21 protein-coding genes are annotated in these 22,858 nt (G+C 70.0%); 14 read left to right on the forward strand and 7 right to left on the reverse strand.

Annotated elements, in window-relative coordinates:
* The first annotated feature begins 246 nt into the window (after nucleotides 1–246).
* Nucleotides 247–2,343, forward strand: a complete 2,097-nt coding sequence (locus K8625_RS13400; RefSeq protein WP_223782944.1) for a M4 family metallopeptidase — start codon at nucleotides 247–249, stop codon at nucleotides 2,341–2,343.
* Here K8625_RS13400 and K8625_RS13405 read toward each other — a convergent pair.
* From K8625_RS13405 to K8625_RS13435, 7 genes are all read right to left on the reverse strand, one after another.
* Nucleotides 2,340–3,749: a S28 family serine protease gene (locus K8625_RS13405; protein WP_223782945.1), complete on the reverse strand. Its 1,410-nt coding sequence runs from the start codon at nucleotides 3,747–3,749 to the stop codon at nucleotides 2,340–2,342. The genes K8625_RS13400 and K8625_RS13405 overlap by 4 nt on opposite strands.
* Nucleotides 3,750–3,842: 93 nt before the next feature.
* Nucleotides 3,843–4,181: a DUF1330 domain-containing protein gene (locus K8625_RS13410; RefSeq protein WP_141329927.1), complete on the reverse strand. Its 339-nt coding sequence runs from the start codon at nucleotides 4,179–4,181 to the stop codon at nucleotides 3,843–3,845.
* Nucleotides 4,182–4,205: 24 nt separating this feature from the next.
* Nucleotides 4,206–5,954 (reverse strand): GYF domain-containing protein, encoded by a 1,749-nt coding sequence (locus K8625_RS13415; protein WP_223782946.1) that lies wholly within the window; start codon nucleotides 5,952–5,954, stop codon nucleotides 4,206–4,208.
* A gap of 212 nt (nucleotides 5,955–6,166) precedes the next feature.
* Complete coding sequence (locus tag K8625_RS13420) at nucleotides 6,167–6,427, reverse strand: hypothetical protein (RefSeq protein WP_223746860.1); 261 nt, start codon at nucleotides 6,425–6,427, stop codon at nucleotides 6,167–6,169.
* A 13-nt stretch (nucleotides 6,428–6,440) separates the two neighbouring features.
* Nucleotides 6,441–7,856, reverse strand: a complete 1,416-nt coding sequence (locus K8625_RS13425; protein WP_141329933.1) for an NAD(P)(+) transhydrogenase (Re/Si-specific) subunit beta — start codon at nucleotides 7,854–7,856, stop codon at nucleotides 6,441–6,443.
* On the reverse strand, nucleotides 7,853–8,146 hold the full coding sequence (locus tag K8625_RS13430) for an NAD(P) transhydrogenase subunit alpha (protein WP_046713014.1): 294 nt from the start codon (nucleotides 8,144–8,146) through the stop codon (nucleotides 7,853–7,855). The genes K8625_RS13425 and K8625_RS13430 overlap by 4 nt, the downstream gene beginning before the upstream one ends.
* A 1-nt stretch (nucleotide 8,147) precedes the next feature.
* Nucleotides 8,148–9,287: a Re/Si-specific NAD(P)(+) transhydrogenase subunit alpha gene (locus tag K8625_RS13435; protein ID WP_223783166.1), complete on the reverse strand. Its 1,140-nt coding sequence runs from the start codon at nucleotides 9,285–9,287 to the stop codon at nucleotides 8,148–8,150.
* A 265-nt stretch (nucleotides 9,288–9,552) separates the two neighbouring features.
* Between K8625_RS13435 and K8625_RS13440 the strand changes: the two genes are divergently transcribed.
* The 13 genes from K8625_RS13440 to K8625_RS13500 all read left to right on the forward strand — a co-directional run bounded on the left by K8625_RS13440 (nucleotide 9,553) and on the right by K8625_RS13500 (nucleotide 22,854).
* Nucleotides 9,553–11,274, forward strand: coding sequence for an AMP-binding protein (locus K8625_RS13440; protein ID WP_223782947.1), 1,722 nt, complete (start codon nucleotides 9,553–9,555; stop codon nucleotides 11,272–11,274).
* A gap of 183 nt (nucleotides 11,275–11,457) precedes the next feature.
* A complete protein-coding gene (locus tag K8625_RS13445; RefSeq protein ID WP_223746858.1) occupies nucleotides 11,458–11,844 on the forward strand; it encodes a DUF4280 domain-containing protein in 387 nt (128 codons plus the stop codon).
* Complete coding sequence (locus K8625_RS13450; RefSeq protein ID WP_223746857.1) at nucleotides 11,837–12,886, forward strand: type VI secretion system protein IglI family protein; 1,050 nt, start codon at nucleotides 11,837–11,839, stop codon at nucleotides 12,884–12,886. The genes K8625_RS13445 and K8625_RS13450 overlap by 8 nt, the downstream gene beginning before the upstream one ends.
* A gap of 4 nt (nucleotides 12,887–12,890) precedes the next feature.
* Nucleotides 12,891–13,784 (forward strand): hypothetical protein, encoded by an 894-nt coding sequence (locus tag K8625_RS13455; protein ID WP_223782948.1) that lies wholly within the window; start codon nucleotides 12,891–12,893, stop codon nucleotides 13,782–13,784.
* 63 nt (nucleotides 13,785–13,847) lie between these two features.
* Complete coding sequence (tssB, locus tag K8625_RS13460; protein WP_141325432.1) at nucleotides 13,848–14,438, forward strand: type VI secretion system contractile sheath small subunit; 591 nt, start codon at nucleotides 13,848–13,850, stop codon at nucleotides 14,436–14,438.
* Between the two features lie 46 nt (nucleotides 14,439–14,484).
* Nucleotides 14,485–15,975 (forward strand): type VI secretion system contractile sheath large subunit, encoded by a 1,491-nt coding sequence (gene tssC / locus K8625_RS13465; RefSeq protein ID WP_223746855.1) that lies wholly within the window; start codon nucleotides 14,485–14,487, stop codon nucleotides 15,973–15,975.
* A gap of 52 nt (nucleotides 15,976–16,027) precedes the next feature.
* Entirely contained in the window at nucleotides 16,028–16,606 is a 579-nt protein-coding gene (locus tag K8625_RS13470; protein ID WP_223746854.1) for a hypothetical protein, read from the forward strand.
* 23 nt (nucleotides 16,607–16,629) lie between these two features.
* Nucleotides 16,630–17,880 carry a type VI secretion system baseplate subunit TssK gene (gene tssK / locus K8625_RS13475; protein ID WP_223782949.1) on the forward strand — a complete coding sequence of 417 codons (1,251 nt, stop codon included), beginning with the start codon at nucleotides 16,630–16,632 and terminating at the stop codon, nucleotides 17,878–17,880.
* 1 nt (nucleotide 17,881) lies between these two features.
* Entirely contained in the window at nucleotides 17,882–18,283 is a 402-nt protein-coding gene (tssE, locus tag K8625_RS13480; RefSeq protein ID WP_141325439.1) for a type VI secretion system baseplate subunit TssE, read from the forward strand.
* Nucleotides 18,280–19,929 carry a hypothetical protein gene (locus K8625_RS13485; RefSeq protein ID WP_223782950.1) on the forward strand — a complete coding sequence of 550 codons (1,650 nt, stop codon included), beginning with the start codon at nucleotides 18,280–18,282 and terminating at the stop codon, nucleotides 19,927–19,929. The genes tssE and K8625_RS13485 overlap by 4 nt, the downstream gene beginning before the upstream one ends.
* A gap of 24 nt (nucleotides 19,930–19,953) precedes the next feature.
* The gene (locus tag K8625_RS13490; RefSeq protein ID WP_223746851.1) at nucleotides 19,954–20,556 is read left to right on the forward strand and encodes a hypothetical protein; all 603 of its coding nucleotides are present in this window, start codon (nucleotides 19,954–19,956) and stop codon (nucleotides 20,554–20,556) included.
* Nucleotides 20,557–20,569: 13 nt separating this feature from the next.
* Nucleotides 20,570–22,216, forward strand: coding sequence for a type VI secretion system baseplate subunit TssF (locus K8625_RS13495; protein ID WP_223746850.1), 1,647 nt, complete (start codon nucleotides 20,570–20,572; stop codon nucleotides 22,214–22,216).
* Nucleotides 22,216–22,854 carry a DotU family type IV/VI secretion system protein gene (locus tag K8625_RS13500; protein ID WP_223782951.1) on the forward strand — a complete coding sequence of 213 codons (639 nt, stop codon included), beginning with the start codon at nucleotides 22,216–22,218 and terminating at the stop codon, nucleotides 22,852–22,854. The genes K8625_RS13495 and K8625_RS13500 overlap by 1 nt, the downstream gene beginning before the upstream one ends.
* Nucleotides 22,855–22,858 lie beyond the last annotated feature (4 nt).

Genomic DNA, 22,858 nt, shown 5'->3' on the forward strand with positions numbered 1-22,858 from the left:
GGCTGGAAAAATCCTGGGATAATTCACGGTTAATTCGGCTTCGCGGTCCGGAAACCCGCCCGGGTGGGCTCATACCCCCAGAGTGACGGCCAACACTCCGTGTCCTCAAAACCGCTTGAAAACACTGAAACACGGGCTGAAACAAGCCGACAAACCCGAAATGGCGCGTCGCAGCAGGGTGGGCGGCAACTCCATGTGACGTGGGTGCGACAATTCTCGCATCCCCCGCTGTGAATGAGCTTTGAAATGACCATCCGCCGAGTCGACACCAAGCCCGTCAGCGTTCGCCCCGCGACCACCGAGACCCAGCCCAAGAACACCGCGAAGGCGGCCAGCACCCCGCTGCAGACCAAGGACGGCTTCGGCCCCGCGGCGCGCACGACGGACCTGGCGCGCGCGGAGAAGACGCTGACGCAGGTCCCCGCCGGCCCGGGCCGCCTGGCGCTGCAGAGCCCCGAGGCGCAGAAGGCCGTGCAGACCTCGCTCAGCCACCTCAACCCGCTCAAGGGCGCGCAGACGCTGATGGCGCAGCAGCCCGCGTTCGCGGCCGCCAACGTGGAGAAGGACGCGCTGGGCATGACGCACGTGCGTCTGGACCGCGTTCACGAGGGCGTGAAGGTCTTCGGCGAGCAGGTCATCACGCACCTGGACAAGGACGGCAAGGTGACGAGCGTCACCGGCGAGCAGTCCGTGGTCCCCGAGGGCCTGGGCAAGGAGCTGCCCAAGCTGAACACCCAGTCCGCCATCGACATCGCGCGCAAGGAGTTCGGCGGCAAGCCGGACAAGCAGCCGCACGCCGAGCGCGTCATCTACCAGGACAAGGCCGGTGAGTATCACTCCGCCTACCGCGTGCAGATGTCGCAGATCGAGGGCCAGGACCGCCCCCGCAAGATGAACTACCTGGTGGATGCGAACACCGGGAAGATCTTCGAGTCGTACAACGAGATCGGCGGCTTCTACGGCTCCAACAAGGGCCTGCCGAAGGCGGGCGTGTCGGCCGGGCAGATCTCCGCGACGAACACCACCAAGGCGGAGATCGCCGACAACAGCACCGTGACGTCCAAGGTCAAGGTGGACCAGGACGGCACCATCGAGAGCCTGAAGCTGGACCTGGACATCGCCCACACGTTCAAGGGCGACCTGAAGGTCACGCTGACCAGCCCCTCGGGCAAGAGCGCGGTGGTGCACAACCGCGCCGGTGGCAGCGCGGACGACGTGAAGGGCACGTTCGACCTGAGCGACTTCGCCGGTGAGTCGGCCAAGGGCGAGTGGACGCTGACGGTCGAGGACAAGGCCAAGCGCGACACGGGCACGCTCAACGGCTGGGGCATCAGCATCACCCCGAAGGAAGTGCCCCCCGAGCCCGGCAGCAAGGCGGACGACACGTCGCTGTACAGCGGCAAGGTGGCGCTGGACACCAAGCAGCAGCCGGACGGCACGTACACGCTCGAGGACAGCACGCGCGGCAAGGGCGTGAACACCTACGACGCGATGAACAAGTCGACGGCGTCGGGCAAGACGCAGCTGACGGACGACAACGACGTCTGGGGCGAGACCACCGACGGCCAGCGCACCAAGGCGGGCGTGGACGCGCACTACGGCGCGGCGATGACGTACGACTTCCTCAAGGAGGTCCTCGGCCGTGACTCCATCGACGGCGCGGGCGAGGCGCTCAACTCCTTCGTCCACGTGCGCACCAACTACGTGAACGCGTTCTGGGACGGCACGAAGATGAGCTACGGCGACGGCGACGGCAAGACGTCCGGCCCGCTCACCGCGCTGGACATCGCCGGCCACGAGATCGCCCACGGCCTGACGGAGCGCACCGCCGGCCTCATCTACCGCAACGAGTCCGGTGGTCTGAACGAGGCGTTCAGCGACATCATGGGCGCGGGCGTGGAGTGGTACGCGTCCACGAAGAACCCGGCCGTGAAGTTCAACTGGACGGTGGGCGAGACGGCCTGGACGCCGACGAACGGCGACTCCGAGGACGGCCTGCGCTACATGGACGACCCGAAGCGGGACAACTACTCCATCGACAACTACAAGGACTACCCGAAGCAGACGGAGGTCCACGGCTCCAGCGGCATCGCGAACAACGCGTTCTACCTGCTGGCCAACGGCGGCACGAACCGCACGTCGCAGATCGAGGTCAAGGACGGCATCGGCATGGACAAGGGCCTGAAGATCTACTACCGCGCCCTGGCCCACTACATGACGCCGAACACCACGTTCGCCCAGGCCCGCGCCGCCACCGTCCAGGCGGCCACGGACCTGTACGGCGCGGACTCGACCGAGGTGGCGAAGGTCAAGGAGAGCTGGACCGCCGTCGGCGTGAACTAGCGCTGACGTGAGCCGGGAGGACGGGGGCCGAACTCCTCGCCCTCCGGCTCCAGTCGCCAGGATTGTGATTGCAGTCCCGAGGCCCGGGACTCCGCGCCAGCCCACTGGCGAAGGAGTGCCTGGGCCTCGTTGCGTTCGGCGACGGGCAGTTGGGAGATGCGCGCGCCGTGGTTGCCCGCGGGCACGGTGTACAGCACGGACTCACGCGCGCCTCCCAGCTCCACGGCCGCCGCCGTCCACGGGTCCTGCCCGCCGTAGACGAACATCAAGCGCTCGCCCTCGCGCGAGACCCAGTCCTGGATGTCCGGCATGGCGTTCTCCACGAAGGTGGCCGTCACGCCCTGGGGCAGGTACGTCGCCGGCACGTCGGTGCCCGGGAAGCGCAGCAGGTCCGCCAGGTGGGACTCGAACGGCCGGGGGAAGCCCAGCTCCGCGGCGGCCTGGTAGTAGTAGGGCCCGTAGGCGTCCACGTCCGCGTCCGCGAAGAAGGCGAGCCCCACGCGCCCGTCCAGCTCGTCCATGAGCGCGGCGTCGCTCGCCGTGGCGGGGGGCACGGTGTCGCAGCGCGAGAGGCTGTCGTACTGCCAGAAATAGAAGAAGTGCTCGATGAGGGCGTGCTCGAAGGCGCGCTCCAGGCCCAGGTGCGTGAAGGAGAGCGCCTGCTCACGGGCGCGCGTCTCCATCAGTGCCAGCATCGCCTCGCGCCGGCCGAGGGCCGCGCGCTGGAAGGCCTTCAATCGCTCACGGCACTCCGCGGTGCCGACGGACTCCTGGAAGGCGACGAAGCGCGCGTCGTCGTAGCGGGCGAGCGGCGCCACGTACGCCACCGTCCCGTCCACGTCGTCCGGGTAGAAGCGCCGGAAGAACACCATCGTCTCGCCGCCCTTGCTGGCGCCGGTGGAGATCCACTTCCGGGGATACAGCGGCTTGAAGGCCTGGACGACGCGGTGGAAGTCATCCGCGGACTGCTTGATGGTGAGCAGGCTCCAGTCCGCGGGCGACGGGCGGCTGGGGCCGAAGAAGCGGTGCTCCAGCGAGAGCTGGTTGGCGTCGAGCAGCTGCGTGGGCTCGCGCCGCGAGGCCTGGAGCGAGACGAAGTAGCCGCCGGCGTAGAGCACCATGGGGCGGTCGCTGGAGACATGCAGCAGCGTCATGCGCTGGCGGAAGCGCGGGCCGTCCGGGCGGGTGTGGTCCGCGGGCTGCTCGAACTCCATGACGAAGAAGCGGGCCGACGCGGGGAACTGCGCGTCCAGGGCCTCCTCGCGCACCGTCAGGCCGGGGATGGCGGACAGGCGCGCGAGGATGTCCTCCTCGACGACGGGGTCTCCGTCATCACAAGCCCAAGACAGACAGGCGGCGAGAGCGAGGGCAAGAAGCCCACGACGCAGGACAGGCTCGGCGGACATGACGCTCCAGTTCGCACCGCTCCGCTCGCGCCGGGACGACGCGCGGGACGGGCTCGGGCGTGGAGGCTACTCCGATTCGGCGCAAGGGCCCGCTCAGGGCGCCAGCGTGGAGACGCCGGCGACCACCGGGAGGCCCTCGTCGCGCGGCAGGCCGTCCATCAACAACATCATCGTGTGGGCGCTCGCGTGGCGCAGCGCCTTCGCGGCGGCGTACTCGGGCGAGGACCACCAGGAGCGGGCCTGCTCGACGTTGGGGAACTCGAGGATGACGAAGCGCGGCGGCTGCCACGTCCCCTCGAGCGCCTCCGTCGCCCCACCCCGGACCAGGTAGCGCCCGCCGTACCGCGCGATGGAGGGCGGCGCCAGCTGCCGGTAGCGCTCATACGTCTGCACGTCATGCACCGCGATTTCGACGACGACGTAGGCAGGCATGGGCGCTCTCCTGTCGGTGGGCTTTCAGAACACGAACGGGAACCGCACGGGCCCCCCCTGCTCCTGGTGCTTGGGGAAGTCCCACGCACGGACCTTGGCCTCGATGCAGCGAGCGAACGACGTGCCCCGCAGTGACGCCGTCTCGGTGACGACCTCCGACACCTCGCCACTGGGGAGGATGGACCAGCGCACGACGACGCGCGTGCCCTCGTCCACCGGGCGCGGCTTCACGTTCGCGCACGCGGTGACCTCGCCCTTCTTGGCGAGCACGACCTCGAAGACGTCCGACTGGGTGAGCGACAGGCGCGGGTTCTGGATGGGCGCCACCGGCGGGATGTAGACGGACGGAGGCGGCTCACGCTTGCGCGGCCCCGACGCCGGGCCCGACAGCTCGCGCGCATAGGCCGCGTCCGGGCCCAGGTCGCTCTCCAGGTCCCCGAAGTCATCCTCCGCCGCCGCGGGCGCCTCGGCGGGCGTGGGCGCGGGCGCGGTGGACCGGGAGGACAGCTTCACGTCGGCGGCGCGGGAGCTCGGCGACACGGGCGGCGCGGCCTCCACGTCCCGCTCCTGGCGCGACGTACGAGAGATGCCGCTCACCTCGGCCGCGAGCCCGCCACCCGACGCGGGCACCACCGGCACCGAGCCACCCCGCTCCACGGTGACGACCCCCGTGAGCGAGGGACGCGAGGGCGCGCTCGACGTCGCGACGGCGCCTCCGGCTGGAATCACGGCGCCACCGCCGGGCGCCCCCACGGCCGAGCGCGCGAGCGCGTCCGCCACGGCGGGCGCGGGAGGCTTCGCCGCGACTTCGCGAGGCGTCTCGACGAGCACGGGCGCCACGGACAGCTCGGCCGGCACCTGTGCCATCGGAGCCGGCGCCACGGCGGGCACGGCCGGAGCCACCGGGGCCGGAGCGGGCGCCGCGGGCGGCTCGGACTTCATGAACGCGGGCAGGTTGAAGCGGGACAACAGCTGCGAGGCCCCGGCACCCGAGCCGAACAGGCCCATGACGATGGCCACGGTGACGCCTCCGGCGACGCCGCCGGCCAGCGTGAACCACCAGCCACCCAGCCTCCACTTCGCCTCGACCTGCTCGGTGGCGGCCGTCACCTCGGCCAGCACCGCGTGGGCGCCCACCGGGTCCACCGGCACCGAAGCGGCGGGAGCGGGAGCACCCGGCGCGGCGGGTGACGCCACCACGGCCCACGCGGGAATGCCCGAGACATCCGCCTCGCTCACGACCGCGAGCCCAGGCGCGCCCGGCAGCTCCGTCAGGGCGGCGTCCAGGGCCGCGCTGAGCTCCTGCGCCGCCGGCATCAGCGCCTCGACCAGCTCCGGCACCTGGCTCACCGGCACCCAGGCCTGGAAGCCCGCGCGCCAGCACAGCGTCTCCGGCCGCAGCTCGCCGCGCGCCCAGGGCTCCTTGAGGGCCTCCGCGTCGAAGGGGCCCGAGGGCTGGGCGCCCAGGGCGAGGAACCAGGCATGGTTCGCCGCGATGGGCGGCGTGGGCGTGGGGTCCTCCTCCACCAGCACGGAGGACACGAGCGAGCGACGCACACCCTTGTGCAGCCGCTCCTCGTTCACGTCGTTGCGGGCTCGCGCGTTGGCCGCCGCCACGCGGGGGTTCTTGTCCGTGCGCAGCTTGCTGACGAAGACGTCGAGCTCCGCCTCGGACACCCCACCGAACACAGGGGTGCCTCCGCCGTCTGGCTCGTGGGGGCCCGCGGTTGCTTCATCCGGCTGGGACTTACCGTCCCGTGAATCGCCGATCATTCGCCAGCTCCTTGCTTCCACCACGCCCCGACGCCATCAGAACCCCAACAATGGAATGCCGACGCGCGATTTCGTCAACGGGGAGTCTCTGCGCGAAGGTGGCCAGGGTCCACACTCAAGAAGGAGAGGGGGCGGAAATCTCCATTCTCACGCCGAATCACGAGACACACCACCGCACATCTCCCCACGCATGAGGCAGAAGACCTCCAGTCTCACTCGACACAGAGGTGCTTCTCCAGGACGAGGAAGGTAGGCGCGGGGAAGCCCGGGTGGGTGCCTTGGGAGAGGAGCTGGTAGCCCAGCCGGCCATACCAGACGTGGTGGTCCTCCAGCTCTCGGCGGACCGCGGCCTCCGTCTTGCCGTGAGCGCTGGAGGGTGGCTCCAGCCGCCCCCGGTACTCCTCGAACGACTCGCGCAGCAGGCGGGCGAGGAGCGCGGCGTCGTCCGAGGTCGCTTCGCGCGGAAGGGGCATGCGCCCTTTCTAGCTACTCCTTGAGCGCGGAGGTGAACTGCATCAGCGTCTTCTTCGCGTCCCCCAGCACCATCATCGTGTTGGAGCGGACGAAGAGCTCGTTCTCGATGCCGGCGAAGCCCGCGTTGAGCGAGCGCTTGAGCACGACACACGTCTTGGCCAGGTCCGCGGAGAGGATGGGCATGCCGTAGATGGGGCTGCTCTGGTTGCTGCGCGCGGCCGGGTTGACGACGTCGTTGGCGCCCACCACCAGCGCGACGTCCGTGGCGGTGAAGTCGTCGTTGATGACGTCCAGGTCGAACAGGTGGTCGTACGGCACGTTGGCTTCCGCCAGCAGCACGTTCATGTGGCCCGGCATGCGGCCCGCCACCGGGTGGATGGCGTAGCGCACGTCACAGCCGTTGGCCTGGAGGACGTTGGCCAGGTCCCGCACCGCGTGCTGCGCCTGCGACACGGCCATGCCGTAGCCCGGCACGACGATGACGGAGCGCGCGGCGCGCAGCACCTCGGCGGCCTCCTCCACGCTGCCCACGTTGGGCGCGGGGCCCGAGGGCTGCGCCCCTTCCGTGACGGCCTTCGCCTCCGGCACCGCGCCGAACGCGCCGAAGAGCACGTTGGAGAACGAGCGGTTCATCGCCTTGGACATCATCATGCCCAGGAGGAAGCCGGAGAAGCCGTCCAGCGCGCCGCAGATGATGAGCACGTTGTTGCCCAGCGCGAAGCCCGTGGCCGCCGCCGCGAGGCCCGCGTACGAGTTGAGCAAGCAGATGACCACCGGCATGTCCGCGCCGCCGATGGGCAGCACCAGCAGCACGCCCAGCAGTACCCCCAGGGCGGCCACCAGGTAGAAGGCCCACGCCGAGCCCGGTGAATACACGAGCAGGCCAATCAGCCCCAGCGTGCCCAGAATCATCAGCAGGTTGGAGAGGTTCTGCCCCGGATAGGTGACGGGCCGCCCGGTGATGAAGCCCTGCAGCTTGCCGAACGCCATCAAGCTCCCGGTGAAGGTCAACGCGCCGAGCGCCACCTCCAGCCCCGTGGCCGAGATCTGGAGCGTGGTCATCTGGGGGCCGCCGTGCTGGAGGTACTCGACGACGCCCACCAGTCCCACCGCGAGCCCGCCGAAGGCATGCGAGAGCGCGATGCGCTCCGGCATCTTCGTCATGGGAATCCACAGGCCCATGCCCGTGCCCACCGCCGAGCCGATGAGCAGCGCCGCGACAATCCACTCCCAGCGCACGATGACGTGCGTCACGCCCACGCCGTACAGCAGCGTGCCGGCCACCGCGGCCACCATGCCCACTTCCGCCAGGAACACGCCCCGCCGGGCCGTCTGCGCGTCGCCCAAATCCTTCAGGCCCATCACGAAGAGGATGGAGGCGAGCAGGTACAGCAACTGGACGAACGTCTCGGTGAGCGAGAGGGTCATCGCGCGCCGCCCTTCTTCTTGAACATGCGCAGCATGCGGTCGGTGATGAGGAAGCCGCCCACCACGTTGATGGTCGCCGCCAGCACCGCCACCGCGCCGAGCACCGTGGACACCGTGCCGTAGTGCCCGCCGGCCGCCAGCAACGAGCCCACCAGGGAGATGCCGGAGATGGCGTTGGTGAAGGCCATCAGCGGCGTGTGCAGCAGGTGCGGGACCTTGGAGATGACCTGGTAGCCGGTGAAGGCCGCCAGGAAGAAGACATACAGGCCGAAGATCAGCGTCAATGACATGTCAGCCCTCCCTCATCGCCACATCCGCCACTGCGGGGTGGACCACCTCGCCGCCGCGGGTGATGAGCATGCCCTTCACGATTTCATCCGAGACATCCAGCTTCAGCACGTTGTCCTTGTCGGTGACGTGCGCGAGCAGCTTCTCCATGTTGCGCGAGTACATGGCGCTGGCATGCACGGAGAGCTGGCTGGGCAGGTTCCGCTCACCGACGATGGTGACGCCGAAGTCCGTGCGGTAGCGCTCCCCCACCCGCGTCAGCTCGCAGTTGCCGCCCTGCTCCGCGGCGATGTCCACCACCACCGAGCCGCTCTTCATCCGCCGCACCATGTCCGCGGGCAGCAGCACCGGCGCGCGTCGTCCGGGAATCTGCGCCGTGGTGATGACCGCGTCCGACTTCGCCACGTGCTGGGCGAGCACCTCCGCCTGCTTGCGTTGGGCCTCCTCGCCCAACTCCTTCGCGTAGCCGCCCGAGCCCGCCGCGTCCTCGATGTCGATGTTCACGAAGCGCGCGCCCAGGCTCTCCACCTGCTCCTTCACCACCTTGCGCACGTCGTACGCCTCCACCACCGCGCCCAGCCGGCGCGCCGTGGCGATGGCCTGCAAGCCGGCGACGCCCGCCCCCAGCACCAGCACCTTCGCGGGAGGAATGGTGCCCGCGGCGGTCATCAACATGGGGAACAGCCGGGGCAGCGCCTCCGCCGCGAGCACCACCGCGCGGTACCCCGCGATGGTCGCCTGCGAGCTGAGCACATCCATCATCTGCGCCAGCGTCGTGCGCGGCACCATGTCCGCCGCCAGCAGCATCACCCGCCGCTTCGCCAGCGCCCTGGCCAGCGCCGGATTCGCCAGCGGATAGGCCAGGCTCACCAGCACCGAGTCCGGCCGCAGCCGCTCCACCTCCGCGTCATCCGGCGGCTGGATCTTGAGCAGCACCTCCGCTTTCGCATACAGCGCGTCGGTGCTCGGCTCGATGCGCGCGCCCGCCGCGTGGAGCTCCTCGTCGGAGCACTCCGCGCCCAGGCCCGCACCGCTCTCGACCACCACTTCGTGCTTCCTGCCGACGAGGCGTTTCACGCTCTCCGCCACGAGCGCGACCCGCCTTTCACCCGGCACCGTTTCACGGGGGATGGCGATGATCATGCGGGTCAGCAAAGCCGATCCGCTCCACCCGATTCAATCCCAGCCACGCAGGCTTGTTGGCAATTCCAGTCAAGCTCGGCCGCGTCACGACTGTTGGCAATGCAAGCCATTGCCCCCACCCTAGTGGATACCCCCGAGCCCCACCCCACCCCGCGTCCACCCGCTCCGTCGGAGCGGCCGCGCATTTCACCGACGGCCCGAGTCTTGCCTGCGGGTGGCCCCACGCGTCCGCCGCGTCGCGTAGACTCCCTCCGAGAACGCCACCATGCCCTTCGACCTCCGGGAAATCCTCCGCCAGACGGAAGCCACGACCAGCGACGGAGCCCTTCCGGCCTGGCTGCGCGACAGCTGGAGCGACGCGCCTGGCTTCATCGCCACGCTCGCCGCCCACCACGCCAGCCGGGGTGGACCCGCGCCCAAGAGCCGCCCGGGCCAGCACCACGACTTCTTCCACGACCTGGTCGTCCGTCACGCGGACTCCACCGCGCCCGCGCTGCGCACCTGGGACGGCGCCCGGTGGCAGCTGCTCGGCTACCGCGAGCTGGCGGACCGGGCCTCGCGCCGCGCCGCCGAGTGGGCCGCCCAGGGCGTCAAGGCGGGCGCCAGGGTCGCGCTGGTGCATCCACTGGGGCCGGAGCTGCTCGTGTCCCTGCTGGCCTCACTGAAGCTGGGCGCGTGCGTCAGCGTGCTGCCCCCCACCGGCACCCACTTCCTGGCCCGTAGGCTCGCGCGCCTGGAGCCCGCCCACATCTCCGCGGAGGCCCACCAGGCCCCGCTCATCAAGGGCCATGAGGCGCTCCTCCTGCGCTCCAGGGGCGACGCCGCGCCCGGCTTCACGTCCCACACGTACAAGCCCGGCGACACCGTGGCCCTGCTGTTCTCCCCGCTCGTCGACCCGCCGGACACGCCCGTCCCCCTCACGGCCGAGCGGGCGTGGAACGGCGCCCTGGTCGACGGGCTGCTCACCTTCGGCCTGGGCGCCGGGGACGCCTTCGCCGCGCCCGGCTTCCACTTCCTCCAGCACCAGCCCGCGCTCCTCTTCGCCACGCTCTTGCGCGGCGCCACCTACGTCCACCTGGAGCCCGCGGAGGTGGAGCGCGCGCCCGCGCGGCTCACGGAGCTGCCCCTGCGCTCGCTCGGCGTCTCCCCCGCGCTGCGCGAGGCGCTGGTCCGCGCCAACAAGGGCGCGTTGCGCGGCGTGGCCCACTGGTTCCGCTCCGCCGATGACGCGCTCGACTGGGAGTCGTGGCGCGACTGGATGCGCCAGTGCGACGTGGCCAACGTGCCCCACACCCACGTGCTCATCGACGCGGCCGAGGGCGGCGCGGTGCTCGCGTCCCGCCGGCACACCGGGGAGCTGCACACGGCCCTGGCCCCCTCGCCGGGCCGCGCCTGGGCCTTCAAGGACCTCAACCTGAGCGGCCAGGAGGCCGCCGGGGACGTGGGCCTCTTCACGCCGCTGCCCGACAAGGGCCGCCCCCCGCCCTTCGTCCTGCTCACCCGCCAGCGCGAGCAGTACCTGTTCTCCGGCACCCGCGACACGCGCCGCGAGGGCCGCGTCTACCCCGCCGCCGAGGTCATCGAGGCGCTCGCCGACCTGCCCTTCTGCCACGGCGCGTCCGTCACCCCCGCCGCCTCCGCGGGCACCTCGCGCCACGCACCCCACGTCTTGATCCTCTTCACCGGGGCGGAGGACGCGGAAGCCTTCGCGAAGGAGCAGGACGCGCGCCGCGTCGAAGTGAGACGCAGGCTGGAGCTGCGCCTGGGCGCCGAGCACCTGCCGGACCGCGTCGAGCTCTTCCCCCTGCTCCCCCACCGGACGAAGGAGGGGCGCATCGACGAGGCCTGGTGCCGCGCCCAGTACCTGATCGGCGCCCTCCATCAGAAGTCCACGGATCCGATGTTCCAGGCCCTCACCGCGCTGCGCGGCCGCCTGCGGGAGAGCGTCCGGGCCCCGGGCGAGGACGAGCGTACAGGCTCGCGGTAATCTACGCGTACGCGCCGGACGCGCCCGCGTTCGTCGACAACGCGCACCGCCAACGCGCCGCAGCCCCCGACGGGGGTCCCCAGAGGGAAGCGCGGCTGTCCACTGGCTGGCACGACTCGCGCAATGGGGTGGCTCCGCGTCAGGCGCTCCATCCCGGAGCCCGGGACGCGCGCGAGGTGGACCATGGGTGCCCAGGTCGTCATGGGAGCGATGCTGCAATGCAGCTTCGGCGTCGCCCCCTCGTCGCTGGTGGTGCTGCCCGCCAACAAGGTGGTGGGCCCGACGCCCGCGGCCAACATCCTCGACAGCAAACCCCTGGTGAACATCCTGCCCTTCGGGATGTGCCAGTCGCTGGCCAACCCCACGGTGGCGGCGGCGACGGCGGCGGCCCTGGGCGTGCTCACCCCCATGCCCTGCATCCCCGCCACCGCGGCGCCGTGGGTGCCCGGCTGCCCCAAGCTGCTGCTCGGCAGCGCCCCGGCGCTGGAGAGCAACTCGAAGCTGATGTGCTCGTACGGCGGCGTCATCCAGATCGTCTCCCCCGGACAGGTGAAGGTCATCGATGGCTGACGCGGCCCTCACCCTGGCGCCCTTCGACGGCACCCTCCTCGAGAAGCTCCTCGAGGGCGCTCCTCCCGCGCCCGCGCCGGACGGCGAGCCCGACGCCCGCGTCGAGGCCGTCACGGAGGCGGTCGCCAGCGGCGAATACGCCCAGGCCGCCCGCGGCGCGGAGGCGCTGCTGCGCGAGGGCCAGCGCGACACGCGGCTCGTCGGCATCTACCTCTTCGGCGGGTTCCAGGAGCGCGGCCTCCTGGCGATGCCGGGGATGTTCCACTCCATCCACCACCTGCTCACCGACAGCCTCCCCGCGTTCGGCCCGGAGTCCAAGCGCGACATCTTCCTGGAGAGCGGCCTGCGCTGGCTGTTGCGCTCCATCAACAAGCACCTGGCCCACCACGAGAAGAAGCAGGACGCCACGTGGCGGCGCTGGTGCGAGGCCGACATCCGCGCGCCGCTCGAGGAGGCGCTCGCGCTGGGCGACGCCATCCTCACCGCCATCCCCGCCACGCTGCCCAAGAACGGCTGCGAGGAGCCCTTCCGCAACCTGACGCACTGGCTGCGCCGCCACATGGAGGCCCTGCCCCCGCCCGCGCCCGTCACGCTCGTGCCCCCGCCCGCTCCGGAGCCCGTGGCCGTCGCCGCGCAGCCCGTGGCCGTCGCGCCGCCGGTGGCCCCCACGCAGCCCGCGCCCGTCGCCGTCGCCGCGCAGCCCGTCGTCGCGCCGCCGCCCGGCGTGCCCATCTCTCCGCAGCTCGCGCTGCTCATCCGCAAGCTGGAGGCCTTCACCCTCCTGCTCGAGAAGGGCGAGCTGCCCAAGGCGGGCGTGGTGGCCTCGGACGTCATGGCCACGGTGGAGCGGTTCGACCCGCGCGTGTTCCTGCCGTCGCTCTTCACCCGCTTCTTCGCGGGCCTCAGCAGCCACGCGCACCAGCTGGAACCCTTCCTGCAAGAGGCCGACTCGCTGTCGATGCGAGCGCTCGAGCAGCTCTACCGCGTCGACCTGGACGCGTTCATCGCGCAGCAGCCGCCCGGCGGCGGAGAGGAGGACTGACGTCATGCAGCAGCACCCACCCCAGCCCCCCGTCCGCCTCGCCCCCGTCGAGGAGCGCATCCGCGAGCACGCCGGCGCGTTCGACATGCCGGCCCTGCTGGAGCTGCTCTCGAAAGAGGGCTACGGCCCGGACGACGTGGAGCTCAAGAGCCACCGCGGCACCGTGCACGCGCCCCGGCTCATCCAGTCCGTCGACTTCGCGCGCAACCCGCGCCGCGCCATCATCACCGTCCACCTGGGACTGCTCAGCGTCCAGTCGCCCCTGCCCTCCTTCTTCCTGAAGGCCATGGAGTCGCTGGAGCACGACGCCATGGAGAGCTTCCTGGGCTACTTCGACCACCTGCTGCTCAAGGCGCGCTTCGCCGGCCTGTTCCCCGAGCGCGACGGGGCGCTGCTCCCCGGCTGGGAGTCCGCCGCCGCGCACCGCCTGCGCCTCTTGCGCCCCGGCTGTCCCTCCACGCTGCACTGGCTGTTCTCCCAGGCATATCCGGAGGCGGAGGTCCGCGTGCGCCGCGCCACCCGCCGCCAGCGCATCGACACGCGCGGCATCCGCCTGGGCGGCGCGGCCCTGGGCGACGGCACCGCGATGGGCGGCTTCGCCACCGTGCCCACCGGCGGCCTGGAGGCGTGGCTCCACGTCAACGAGTCCTTCTGTGGCACCGGCGCCGCCTGGGCCGTGGAGGCGCGCCGCCGCCTGCGCTCGCGCGTGCTGCCGCACCTGGTGGACACGCCCGTGTTCCTCACCGTCGCGCTGGTCATCAGGGATCAGCACGGCCACGCCCGCGTCGAGGACACCAGTCACCTCGGCTACGAGCCCATCATCGGCGGCCCCGAGGAGGACCGGCAGGTCGTCCTGTTCTCCGGCGACACCGCCCCCAGAGCTTCACCCCCGCAGTGACGTGCAGCACCCCGGCACGTCGCCGGGCAAGAAAGGCCTTCAAACCGAGGGAGTAACGTAGCCATGTCAATCCAGGATCAGTTGCCCAAGTCACGAATCACGCTCACGTACCGCACCACCATCAACGGCGAGCAGGAGACGGTGAACCTGCCCCTGCGTCTGCTGATGCTGGGTGACTTCTCGCTCGGCTCCTCCGAGGACCGCAAGGTGGACCTCGAGGCGCGCAAGCTGCGCTCCGTCAATGGCAAGAACCTCGACGAGCTGATGAAGGACATGAAGATGTCCGTCAGCTTCCAGGTGCCCAACCGCATCAACCCGGATGTGGAGGCGGACCTGAACGTCGAGCTGCCCATCGACCGGATGAAGTCCTTCCACCCGGACGAGATCGTCAACCACGTGCCGAAGCTCAAGGCGCTGCGGCTGCTCAAGAAGCTCTTGCTGGAGATGCAGTCGAGCATCGACAACCAGAAGGCGCTGCGCAGCATGGTCTACGAGCTGTTCTCCAACAAGGACGCGCTCAAGGCCGTGCTCGCCGAGCTCAAGGACTACGAGTCGCTGCGTCTGCCGGGCAAGCCCGCGCTCTCCTCCGACGCGACGCCCGCCGCCGCCACCCAGCCGGCCACCGTCTCCGAGCCCGCCACCGTGAAGGCGTAAGGGCCCGCTTCCTCAACCCACCCTTTTCCATCTCAAGGTAACCGTCATGGCTGAAACCTCATATCTGCCTGGGTTGTTCAAGAGCGTGCGGCTGGAGCGTCCCACGGACGCCAAGCCGATGATCTCCGAGAAGTTCGTCCCCACGCTGGACGAGAAGGAAGTCACCATCGAGGCGCGCTTCATGTCCGCGCTCGCCGCCCTGGTGCAGAACGTCACGCCCGCGGAGACCGACTCGGGCGACGCGCTGCGCTTCGACAAGGGCAAGGTGCTCGACGTCGTCAGCCGCATCGACTCGATGATCGACGACCAGATGAACGAGATCCTCCACCACGAGCGCTTCCAGCAGATGGAGTCGGCGTGGCGCGGTCTGGACGACCTGGTCGCCAACACCAACTTCAAGGCGAACATCGCCATCGACCTCCTGGACGCCGCGCGCGACGAACTGGGTCAGGACTTCGAGAACAACTCCGCGGACGTGTTCGCCGGGGCGCTGTTCGACAAGGTCTACATCCAGGAGTACGACCAGTACGGCGGCCGTCCCTTCGGCGCGATGATTGGCCTGTACGAGTTCTCCTCCTCGCCCGGCGACATCAAGTGGCTGCGCGCGATGGGCAAGGTGGCCAACGCCGCGCACTGCCCCTTCGTCGCCGCCGTGAGCCCCAAGTTCTTCGGCTGCGAGAAGGTCGAGGAGATGGAGGCCATCAAGGACCTGGAGGGCGCGCTCGCCCACCCGCGCTACGGCAAGTGGAACGAGCTGCGCGACAGCGAGGAGGCCGCGTACCTGGGCCTGACCTTCCCGCGCTACGTGCTGCGCCTGCCCTGGCACCCGGACAAGAACCCCTGCGACGACCTGCACTTCACGGAGAACGCGCAGGGAGACTCCAGCAAGTACCTGTGGGGCAACTCGTCCGTGCTCTTCGCCCGAAACATGGTGAAGGCGTTCGAGAACTCCGGCTGGTGCCAGTCCATCCGCGGCCCCAAGGGCGGCGGCCTCATCACCGGCCTGCCCGTGGACACGTTCTTCCTGCGCGGCCAGGAGGAGCTCAAGGCCCCGGTGGAGATCGCCATCCCGGACTACCGCGAGTTCGAGTTCGCGCGGTGCGGCTTCATGCCGCTGGTGTACCGCAAGGGCACCAGCGAGGCGACGTTCTTCAGCACCCAGTCCGCCAAGGTCTCCAAGCGGTTCAAGGACCCGAAGGACTCGGAGAACTCGCAGCTCGTCACGAACATGGCGTACACGTTCTCCATCACCCGCCTGGCGCACTACGTGAAGTGCATCATGCGCGACAACATCGGCTCCACGGCGGATGCGCCCTACATCCAGCGGCAGATCGACGCGTGGCTCGCCGGCTACGTCACCACGGTGGCCAGCCCCGACGACATGACGGTGCGCCGCTTCCCGTTCAAGGCCACCAACGTGAAGGTGGAGCAGCGCACCGGAGAGATCGGCTGGTACGACTGCAAGGTCGCCGTGCTGCCGCACATCCAGTTCGAGGGCCTCAACGTGGAGCTCATGCTGGAGTCCCGGCTCGGCTGAAGTCCCCCGCTGCAACCCCACCAAGCAGTCCCACCCAATGCAGGAGTGAGTCATGCCTCAATTCGCCAGAGACCTGGACATCTACCAGGGCTACAACTTCAAGAAGGACAAGCAGTCTCCCGTCGGCTACATCCTGTCCATCAGCATCGGCGGAGAAGCGCTGGTGGCGGACCAGGAGACCATCAAGGACCCGGAGCAGCCGGACAAGGACCTGGCCTCCAAGGCCGTCGCGGTGCTCAACAACTACCTGTGGGAGACGGGCGTCACCGACGCGCTGTACTTCTCCGGGCAGATCTCCACCGCCAACAAGCAGAAGATCTCCGAGATGCTGCTGGGCAGCTTCTCCAACATCGAAGTGGTCGTGAAGTACGTCATCTACGAGTACGACCCGCTCGCGAAGAAGTACTTCAAGTCCAACTTCGTGGACGCGGACCTCAACGGCCTGCTGGAGAAGAACGGCGACGCGCTGAACATCGCGGTGGCGGAGAACGCGTCGCGTGAGGTGCAGTCGCCCAAGAACTTCACGTTCCAGATCGGCGTGAAGCCCAAGACGGTGGAGCAGTCCATCAACGTCGCGGCGGCGTCCTCGAAGAACATCGTGAAGAAGTGGGGCGTCACGGAGACGGCCTAGTCGTCCTGCGGTAAGAGAGCACCATGCCCCCCTTCAAGCTCGCCCGGGTCCGGTGGCACGTCGGTCAGACGCTGCTGCCGGAGCACTTCGAGGCCCAGGAAGAATCACTGGAGGCCCAGGTCCGCCTCCAGGCCTCGCTATCCGGTACGCCGAGTCACGGCGTGGCGGCCATGGCCTGGAGCGAGCCACTGCTGGCGGGTGGAAGCCTGTCCATTGCCACGTTGACGGCGGTGACCCCCGCCGGCTTCGTGGTGGATGTGCCGGGCAACGCGGTGCTGCCGCCCTTCTCGCTCGAGGGGACCGGCCGCGCCGAGGCCACCGTCTACCTGCACGTGCTGGGGGGCAGCCAGGGCGCGGCGGGGGTGCGGCTGTACGCGGAGGACTCGCCGGTGTTGGAGCGGGTCATGCGTCGGCTGCGCCTGTCCGCGGAGCCCGTGCTGGATGGGGCCATCGACACGCTGCCGCTGGCCGTGTTCCGGCGGGACACCGAGGGCGTGTGGGGACTGACGGAGGACCTGGTGCCTCCGCTGCTGCTCGTCGGTCCCCACCCGTTCCTCTCGGCCCTGCTCGTCAGACTCGATGACCTGCTGGAGCAGGCGCGGCTGCAGCTCATCGCGCGCCTGTCCGACAGCTACCTGCGCTCGGACCGGCTCACCAACGCCCGCCGCGCGCTGTGCGAGGTGCAGCGGCTGCAGGCGCTGCGCGGCGACATGACCCGCCACATCTCACCCCACCCGTACGTCTTCTTCGACGCGCTCAGGGACCTGTACTTCGAGTCCTGCTGCTACCTGGAGATGATGCCGGACGCGGACCTGCCCACGTATCAGCACGACAGCCCGGGCAAGGGCCTCATCCGCTGGGTGGAGCTGCTCACGCGCGCGCTCCAGCCGGAGTCCACGCGCGCCACCCATCGCTCGTTCACCGCGCGCGACGGGCAGTTCGTCTTCTCGCCGCTGCCGCCCGAGGTGCTGGAGAGCGGCGAGCTGTACATGCTGGTGCAGCGCAAGCGGGCCGGAGAGCCCCTGATCGTGGACGGCGTGAAGCTGGCGGGGCCCTCGCGTCTGGCCACGGTGCGGCGCATGGCCCTCAAGGGCATCCCGTTCCACCACGTCCCGCACCCCTCGTTCCCGCATGCGCTGGGACCCGAGATAGACTGGTACCAGCTCGTGCAGGGCGAGGAGTGGCAGTTCGCGCTGCGCGAGAATGGCCTGGCCTTCTACGCCACCCCGGCGTTGCAGGGAGCCCAGGTGTCCCTCTTCTGGCGCAGGGCGTGACATGGGCCGAGCCTCCTTCCTCGACAAGTTCGCCACCCGCGCCGACTCCGCTCGCGCGTCCGGCAAGAAGGGCCACAGCGAGCTGGAGCACGTGGTGCGCAACCTGGAGGCCGTGCTCAACACCAAGGAGGGCTACGGCTTCTTCCGCCGCGACTTCGGCCTGGGTGAGTACACGGAGAAGTACGGCACGCGGGAGCTGGTGGAGACGCTCACCCGCGAGCTGACCGAGGAGATCTCCCGCCACGAGCCGCGCCTGTCGGACGTGGAGTTGACGATGCGCGGGCGCGACGCGGGGCTGTGGCTGCACTTCGGCCTCGTCGGCACGGTGGGCCAGGAGCGCCGCAAGCTGCGCCTGCGCTTCGACACCCTCAGCGGCAACGTCCGCGTGGAGGAGGAGCCATGAAGGCCGACAGCTTCGCGGACCGCCTCCAGGTCGCCGTCACGCTCACCGCCGGCGGCACCCCGCACGTCATCCCTCCGGGGGACGTGAAGTCCTTCGCGCTGACCTTGCGCTCGTTCGGCTTCGAGGGCCGCGTGGCCTTCGACGTCGCGGACAACACGTCCGCGGGCGGCCTGGAGAAGGACCCGCTGAAGGCGGCGTTCCTGGAGCAGGACCTGATGGAGGTCCAGCTGGAGCTGACGGCGGTGCACACCGACGCCGCGCCCCAGCCCGCGCTCACGTCGCTGAAGGTGAAGGGCCTGGTGTCGGAGCGCTCGCTGGTGGAGGTGCCCGCCGCGCCCCGTCCCGGTGCCCCGCTGCTGCACCGGCGCTACGAGGTGACGTTCCAGGACGCGGCGGCGCTGCTGTGGAGCCAGCACTTCCCCTGCGTGCTCTACACGCAGAAGACGATGAAGGACGTGCTGGACGCGCACAAGGGCACGCACATCCCGCTCGTCTACGACTGGAGCGCGGGGCTGGACGCCACCTGCCCGCAGCTGTTCCTGGGCCTGACGCCCGAGCACGGCGCCAGCTTCTACGACTTCCTCCTCTGGTACGTGGACACGCGCGACGGCGTGCTCGCGTACGACTACACGGCGGCGAAGTACAAGCTGTCCGCCGCGAAGGCCGCGGAGGGCACGCCCGTGAAGCTGTGGGGCCCGGACGTGGACCAGGTCACCGTGCGCTTCCCGGAGGTCCCCCGCCACGAGGTGACGGTGCTCAACGCGGTGGCCGAGGGCCCCGCCACCCGGCCCATCAACCAGCAGAGCGCCGTCACCGGCATCCGGCACGACGTGCTGCTGCGCACGCCCATCACCAACGAGGTGGACGCGCGGGTGACGCTGGAGACCGCCCGCCTCAAGGTCCGGGGCAAGGAGGTGGAGCTCGGCTGGAAGCGCTTCCCCGCCACCGCCCTGGTGCCCGGCTCGCTCGTCAAGCTGCCCACCACGGAGGCGTGGGCCGCGGCGGGGCTGGCCGGCGGCGAGACGTTCCGGGTGCGCACCCTGGCGTTGCGAGGGGACGCGCTCGCGTCCACCCCGGACGCGGAGCACCTGTCGAAGAACGGGGGCTTCGAGTTCCAGATGGCCACGCTCCTGGAGCCCCAGGCGGAGAAGTGGGTGGACCTGCCGCCCTACCTGCCGCCCACCTGGCCCCGGTACGTGGAGGGCCTCATCGTCAGCGAGATGGGGGACGAGCCCCACGAGACGTGGCAGGCCTACACCGACTCCAAGACGTCGCAGGACGGGTACAAGGTGAAGATTCCCCTCTGGGCGAATCAAATCGTCACCCTGCCCTTCAACCCGAACCTGCTGCCCGGCCACTTCTACTTCCCGGCCTACAAGGGGGAGCGCGTGCTGGTGGGGCTGGACTTCCAGAAGGCCTGGCTCAAGCGCTTCCTGGACTGGCGTGACACGGCGCGCATGCCGGCCGACGGCCAGGGGACGCATCTCTTGGTGGGCAAGACGCCGGAGAACGGCACGTCCATGAAGCACTCCTACGTGGATGGCAAGCCGGTCTTCCTCTTGCAGAGGACGAACGCCAAGGACACGGCCCGCATCGAAATCAAGGAGGGGACGCTGGTCATCCGCGTGAAGGAAGAGCCCGCTTAAGGCGGCTGGAGGCGTGAAGGAGCCATGGGAACGCTGGTCTGCACCATCGAGCTGGACAAAGTGAAGGGCATCACCGTCACGGTGGACAATGCCGACGCGAACATCGTCCAGACCGTGACGATGGACGGCACCGCCATCACCCTGAAGGTCGCCGGGCAGAGCGACACCAGCACCGTCGTGCAGAAGGCCGACAGCATCGTCGTCACCGTCAAGGACTTCAAGGTCGACGCCCAGACGATAACGCTCCTGTCCAAGGGCACCTCGGAGTGGACGAGCCAGGACACGCTGAAGGTGACGAGCACGAAGGACATGAGCCTCACCACCCAGGCGAAGCTCACCCAGACGGCCACCCAGGACGCGAGCATCAGCTCCTCGGCGAAGGTCAACGTGGAGGCCACCCAGGCGCTGGCGCTCAAGGGCCTGACGGCTTCCATGGAGGCCACCGGCGGCGAGGCCAAGATTGAAGGCCTGACGCTGAAGGCCGCGGGCAAGACGGACACGCAGGTGACGGGGCTCAATGTCAAGGTGGCGGGGCAAGCCGCGCTGGACCTGGAAGCCCAGGGAATGGCCAACCTCAAGGCATCCGGTATCACCAGCGTCTCGGGCGCGCTCGTGAAGTTGGGGTAAGGAGTCATTCAAGATGACCCGCCCGAAGGACCGGCTGCACCAGGACTTCCTCGAGGAGATGGCCTCCCTCGAGCGCTTCCGCCAACGCTTCCACGAGCGCTACCCCGCCGCCCCCCTGGAGCGGGAGGACCCGGACGTGCGCCGCCTCATCGAGGCGATGGCGTTCTTCTCCGTGCAGACGCGCCACGCGACGCTGCACAACCTGCGCTCCACGTGGCGCCGGCTGTTCGCCGGCTTCTTCGACTTCCTCCTGGAGCCCCTGCCCACGCGCGCGGTGGTGCAGGCGCAGCCCATGGGGAAGATGGGCGAGGCGGTGCTCCTGCCGCGCGGCACCGAGCTGCGGCTGTCGCCGGCCGAGGGTGAGCCCGGCACCTTCCGCCTCCAGCGCGACCTGCGCGTGCTGCCCATCACCCTGGAGTCCACCGAGGTGCGCCCGCTGGTGCGGGGTGGCCACCGGCTGATGCTCCACTTCGAGTCGCGGCACGAGCGCGCGGACGCCATCGGCACGATGAGCCTGCACGTGCGCCACCTGGACGAGTACCTGCCGTCCCTGGCGGTGTTCCACGCGCTGCGCCAGCACCTGCGCGAGGTCAGCGTGGTGTACGGGCCGCCCGCGGACGAGCACGTCACGGGCGAGCGGTGCGAGGTGTCGTTCGACCGGGAGCCGCCGGCGCCGGACGACTCGGAGACCTTCACCCACCCGCTGCAGCGGCTGCGCTCGTTCTTCCTCTTCCCGGAGACGGAGCTCTTCCTCCACGTCGCGGTGCCGCCGTCGCGCGGCGGGTGGCGGCGCTTCAGCCTGTGCTTCGACCTGGCGCAGGCGTGGACGGTGGGGCGCTCCCACCGGCCGGACTTCCTGGTGCCCTTCGCGGTGCCGGTGGAGAACCTGCGCGCGGAGCCCGCACAGGTCATCACCACGGACGGCACCCGCTCCGAGCACCCCATCCGCAACATGAGCGCGGGGCGGGAGCTGGCGCTGCACTCGGTGACGGGCGTGTTCGAGATGACCAAGACGGGGCTCGCCCCGCTCAGGCCCGCGCACCTGCCCGGCAGCGGCCCCGGCTACGAGGTGGAGGAGGTGCCGTCGGAGAACGGCCCCTCCCCGCACCTGGTGCTGCGCATGCCGGAGGCCTTCACCACGCCGCGCAAGCTGGTGGTGGAGGCGCTGTGGCACCAGCCGCGCTTCGCCTCCGAAGCGTCGGGGCGGATGACGGTGAGCGTGCCGGCGCGCCACATCGAGGGCCTGGAGTGGCGGCTGGTCGGCCAGCTCCAGCCGGACCGGGAGAGCCCCCTGAGGGATGACCTGACGGCGCTCACCCAGCTGCTCGCCTGGAAGGCCCAGGCCACGCTGGGACTGGACGAGCTGCGCTCGGTGCTCCAGCACCTGGGCACGCCCTCCGAGGGCCCCTTCCGCCGGTGTCTGCCGCTGTTGCGGGAGATGAGCGTGTCGCGGGTGCCCGACAGCGCCATGAAGGGCTCCGGGCTGAGGAACGTGTACGAGGTGGTGCTGGAGCCCTTCGAGGAGGGCTTCGAGCCGCTGGTGGTGACGTTCCTGACGCGGGTCCGAGATTTGCTGGATGCGTGGAACCACGAGGCGACGGTGGAGCTGAAGGCGACCATCGCCGGCCAAGGTCCCCTCGCCATCCCTGGAGCCTCCTGATGAAGATGACGCACTGGAAAGCCATCCTCCTGGCCTACCGCCACGTGGAGGAGCTGCTCGAGCGGGAGCTGGGCACGGTGAATCTGGACCCCGCCCTGCGCGAGCACCTGTCCGAGGGCGCCCTGGACGCGATGTCCCGCACGCTGATGGCCGAGGTGGACGCCCTGCGCGCGGCGCTGGAGACCGACCTGCGCCACGACGACGTGGAGAAGGTGCTCCAGCCCTTCGCCTTCCTGGTGGACGAGAAGGTGCTCGCCCGCCTGTCGAACGAGGACGCGCAGCACTGGCCGCTCTTGCAGCTGCGTGCGTTCGGCGTGGACGCGGGCGGCGACCTGTTCTTCGAGCTGGCGGACACCGCGCTGAGGCGCCCGGACACGGCGCCGCTGCTCTTCGAGATGCTGCACTTCTGCCTCACCGCGGGCTTCATCGGCCGGCACGTGGGCCACCCGGCGCGGCTGCGCGACTACCGCGAGCAGCTGGCGGCCCGCATCCCCCGGCCGGAGACGCAGGTGGGCGAGGCGCACACGGAGGCCGCGCCCCCGCCTCCCACCCTGTACGACTTCCCCTGGCGCTACTACGCCGTGACGGTGTCCATCATCATCGCGGTGCCGGTGGTGCTCTGGCACCTGTCCAACTGAGGCC

This window comes from Myxococcus sp. AS-1-15 (assembly GCF_020037055.1).
GTDB lineage: Bacteria > Myxococcota > Myxococcia > Myxococcales > Myxococcaceae > Myxococcus > Myxococcus fulvus.

Excerpts from the sequence above, each read along its gene's own strand:
- K8625_RS13435 (WP_223783166.1), bottom strand. The coding sequence starts at position 9,287 with ATGATCATCGCCATCCCCCGTGAAACGGTGCCGGGTGAAAGGCGGGTC.
- K8625_RS13495 (WP_223746850.1), top strand. The coding sequence starts at position 20,570 with ATGACCCGCCCGAAGGACCGGCTGCACCAGGACTTCCTCGAGGAGATG.
- K8625_RS13420 (WP_223746860.1), bottom strand. The coding sequence starts at position 6,427 with ATGCCCCTTCCGCGCGAAGCGACCTCGGACGACGCCGCGCTCCTCGCC.
- K8625_RS13470 (WP_223746854.1), top strand. The coding sequence starts at position 16,028 with ATGCCTCAATTCGCCAGAGACCTGGACATCTACCAGGGCTACAACTTC.
- tssB (WP_141325432.1), top strand. The coding sequence starts at position 13,848 with ATGTCAATCCAGGATCAGTTGCCCAAGTCACGAATCACGCTCACGTAC.
- K8625_RS13445 (WP_223746858.1), top strand. The coding sequence starts at position 11,458 with ATGGGTGCCCAGGTCGTCATGGGAGCGATGCTGCAATGCAGCTTCGGC.
- K8625_RS13450 (WP_223746857.1), top strand. The coding sequence starts at position 11,837 with ATGGCTGACGCGGCCCTCACCCTGGCGCCCTTCGACGGCACCCTCCTC.
- K8625_RS13430 (WP_046713014.1), bottom strand. The coding sequence starts at position 8,146 with ATGTCATTGACGCTGATCTTCGGCCTGTATGTCTTCTTCCTGGCGGCC.
- K8625_RS13485 (WP_223782950.1), top strand. The coding sequence starts at position 18,280 with ATGAAGGCCGACAGCTTCGCGGACCGCCTCCAGGTCGCCGTCACGCTC.
- K8625_RS13425 (WP_141329933.1), bottom strand. The coding sequence starts at position 7,856 with ATGACCCTCTCGCTCACCGAGACGTTCGTCCAGTTGCTGTACCTGCTC.
- K8625_RS13405 (WP_223782945.1), bottom strand. The coding sequence starts at position 3,749 with ATGTCCGCCGAGCCTGTCCTGCGTCGTGGGCTTCTTGCCCTCGCTCTC.
- tssC (WP_223746855.1), top strand. The coding sequence starts at position 14,485 with ATGGCTGAAACCTCATATCTGCCTGGGTTGTTCAAGAGCGTGCGGCTG.
- K8625_RS13500 (WP_223782951.1), top strand. The coding sequence starts at position 22,216 with ATGAAGATGACGCACTGGAAAGCCATCCTCCTGGCCTACCGCCACGTG.
- K8625_RS13455 (WP_223782948.1), top strand. The coding sequence starts at position 12,891 with ATGCAGCAGCACCCACCCCAGCCCCCCGTCCGCCTCGCCCCCGTCGAG.
- tssE (WP_141325439.1), top strand. The coding sequence starts at position 17,882 with ATGGGCCGAGCCTCCTTCCTCGACAAGTTCGCCACCCGCGCCGACTCC.
- K8625_RS13490 (WP_223746851.1), top strand. The coding sequence starts at position 19,954 with ATGGGAACGCTGGTCTGCACCATCGAGCTGGACAAAGTGAAGGGCATC.
- K8625_RS13440 (WP_223782947.1), top strand. The coding sequence starts at position 9,553 with ATGCCCTTCGACCTCCGGGAAATCCTCCGCCAGACGGAAGCCACGACC.
- K8625_RS13415 (WP_223782946.1), bottom strand. The coding sequence starts at position 5,954 with ATGATCGGCGATTCACGGGACGGTAAGTCCCAGCCGGATGAAGCAACC.
- K8625_RS13410 (WP_141329927.1), bottom strand. The coding sequence starts at position 4,181 with ATGCCTGCCTACGTCGTCGTCGAAATCGCGGTGCATGACGTGCAGACG.
- K8625_RS13400 (WP_223782944.1), top strand. The coding sequence starts at position 247 with ATGACCATCCGCCGAGTCGACACCAAGCCCGTCAGCGTTCGCCCCGCG.
- tssK (WP_223782949.1), top strand. The coding sequence starts at position 16,630 with ATGCCCCCCTTCAAGCTCGCCCGGGTCCGGTGGCACGTCGGTCAGACG.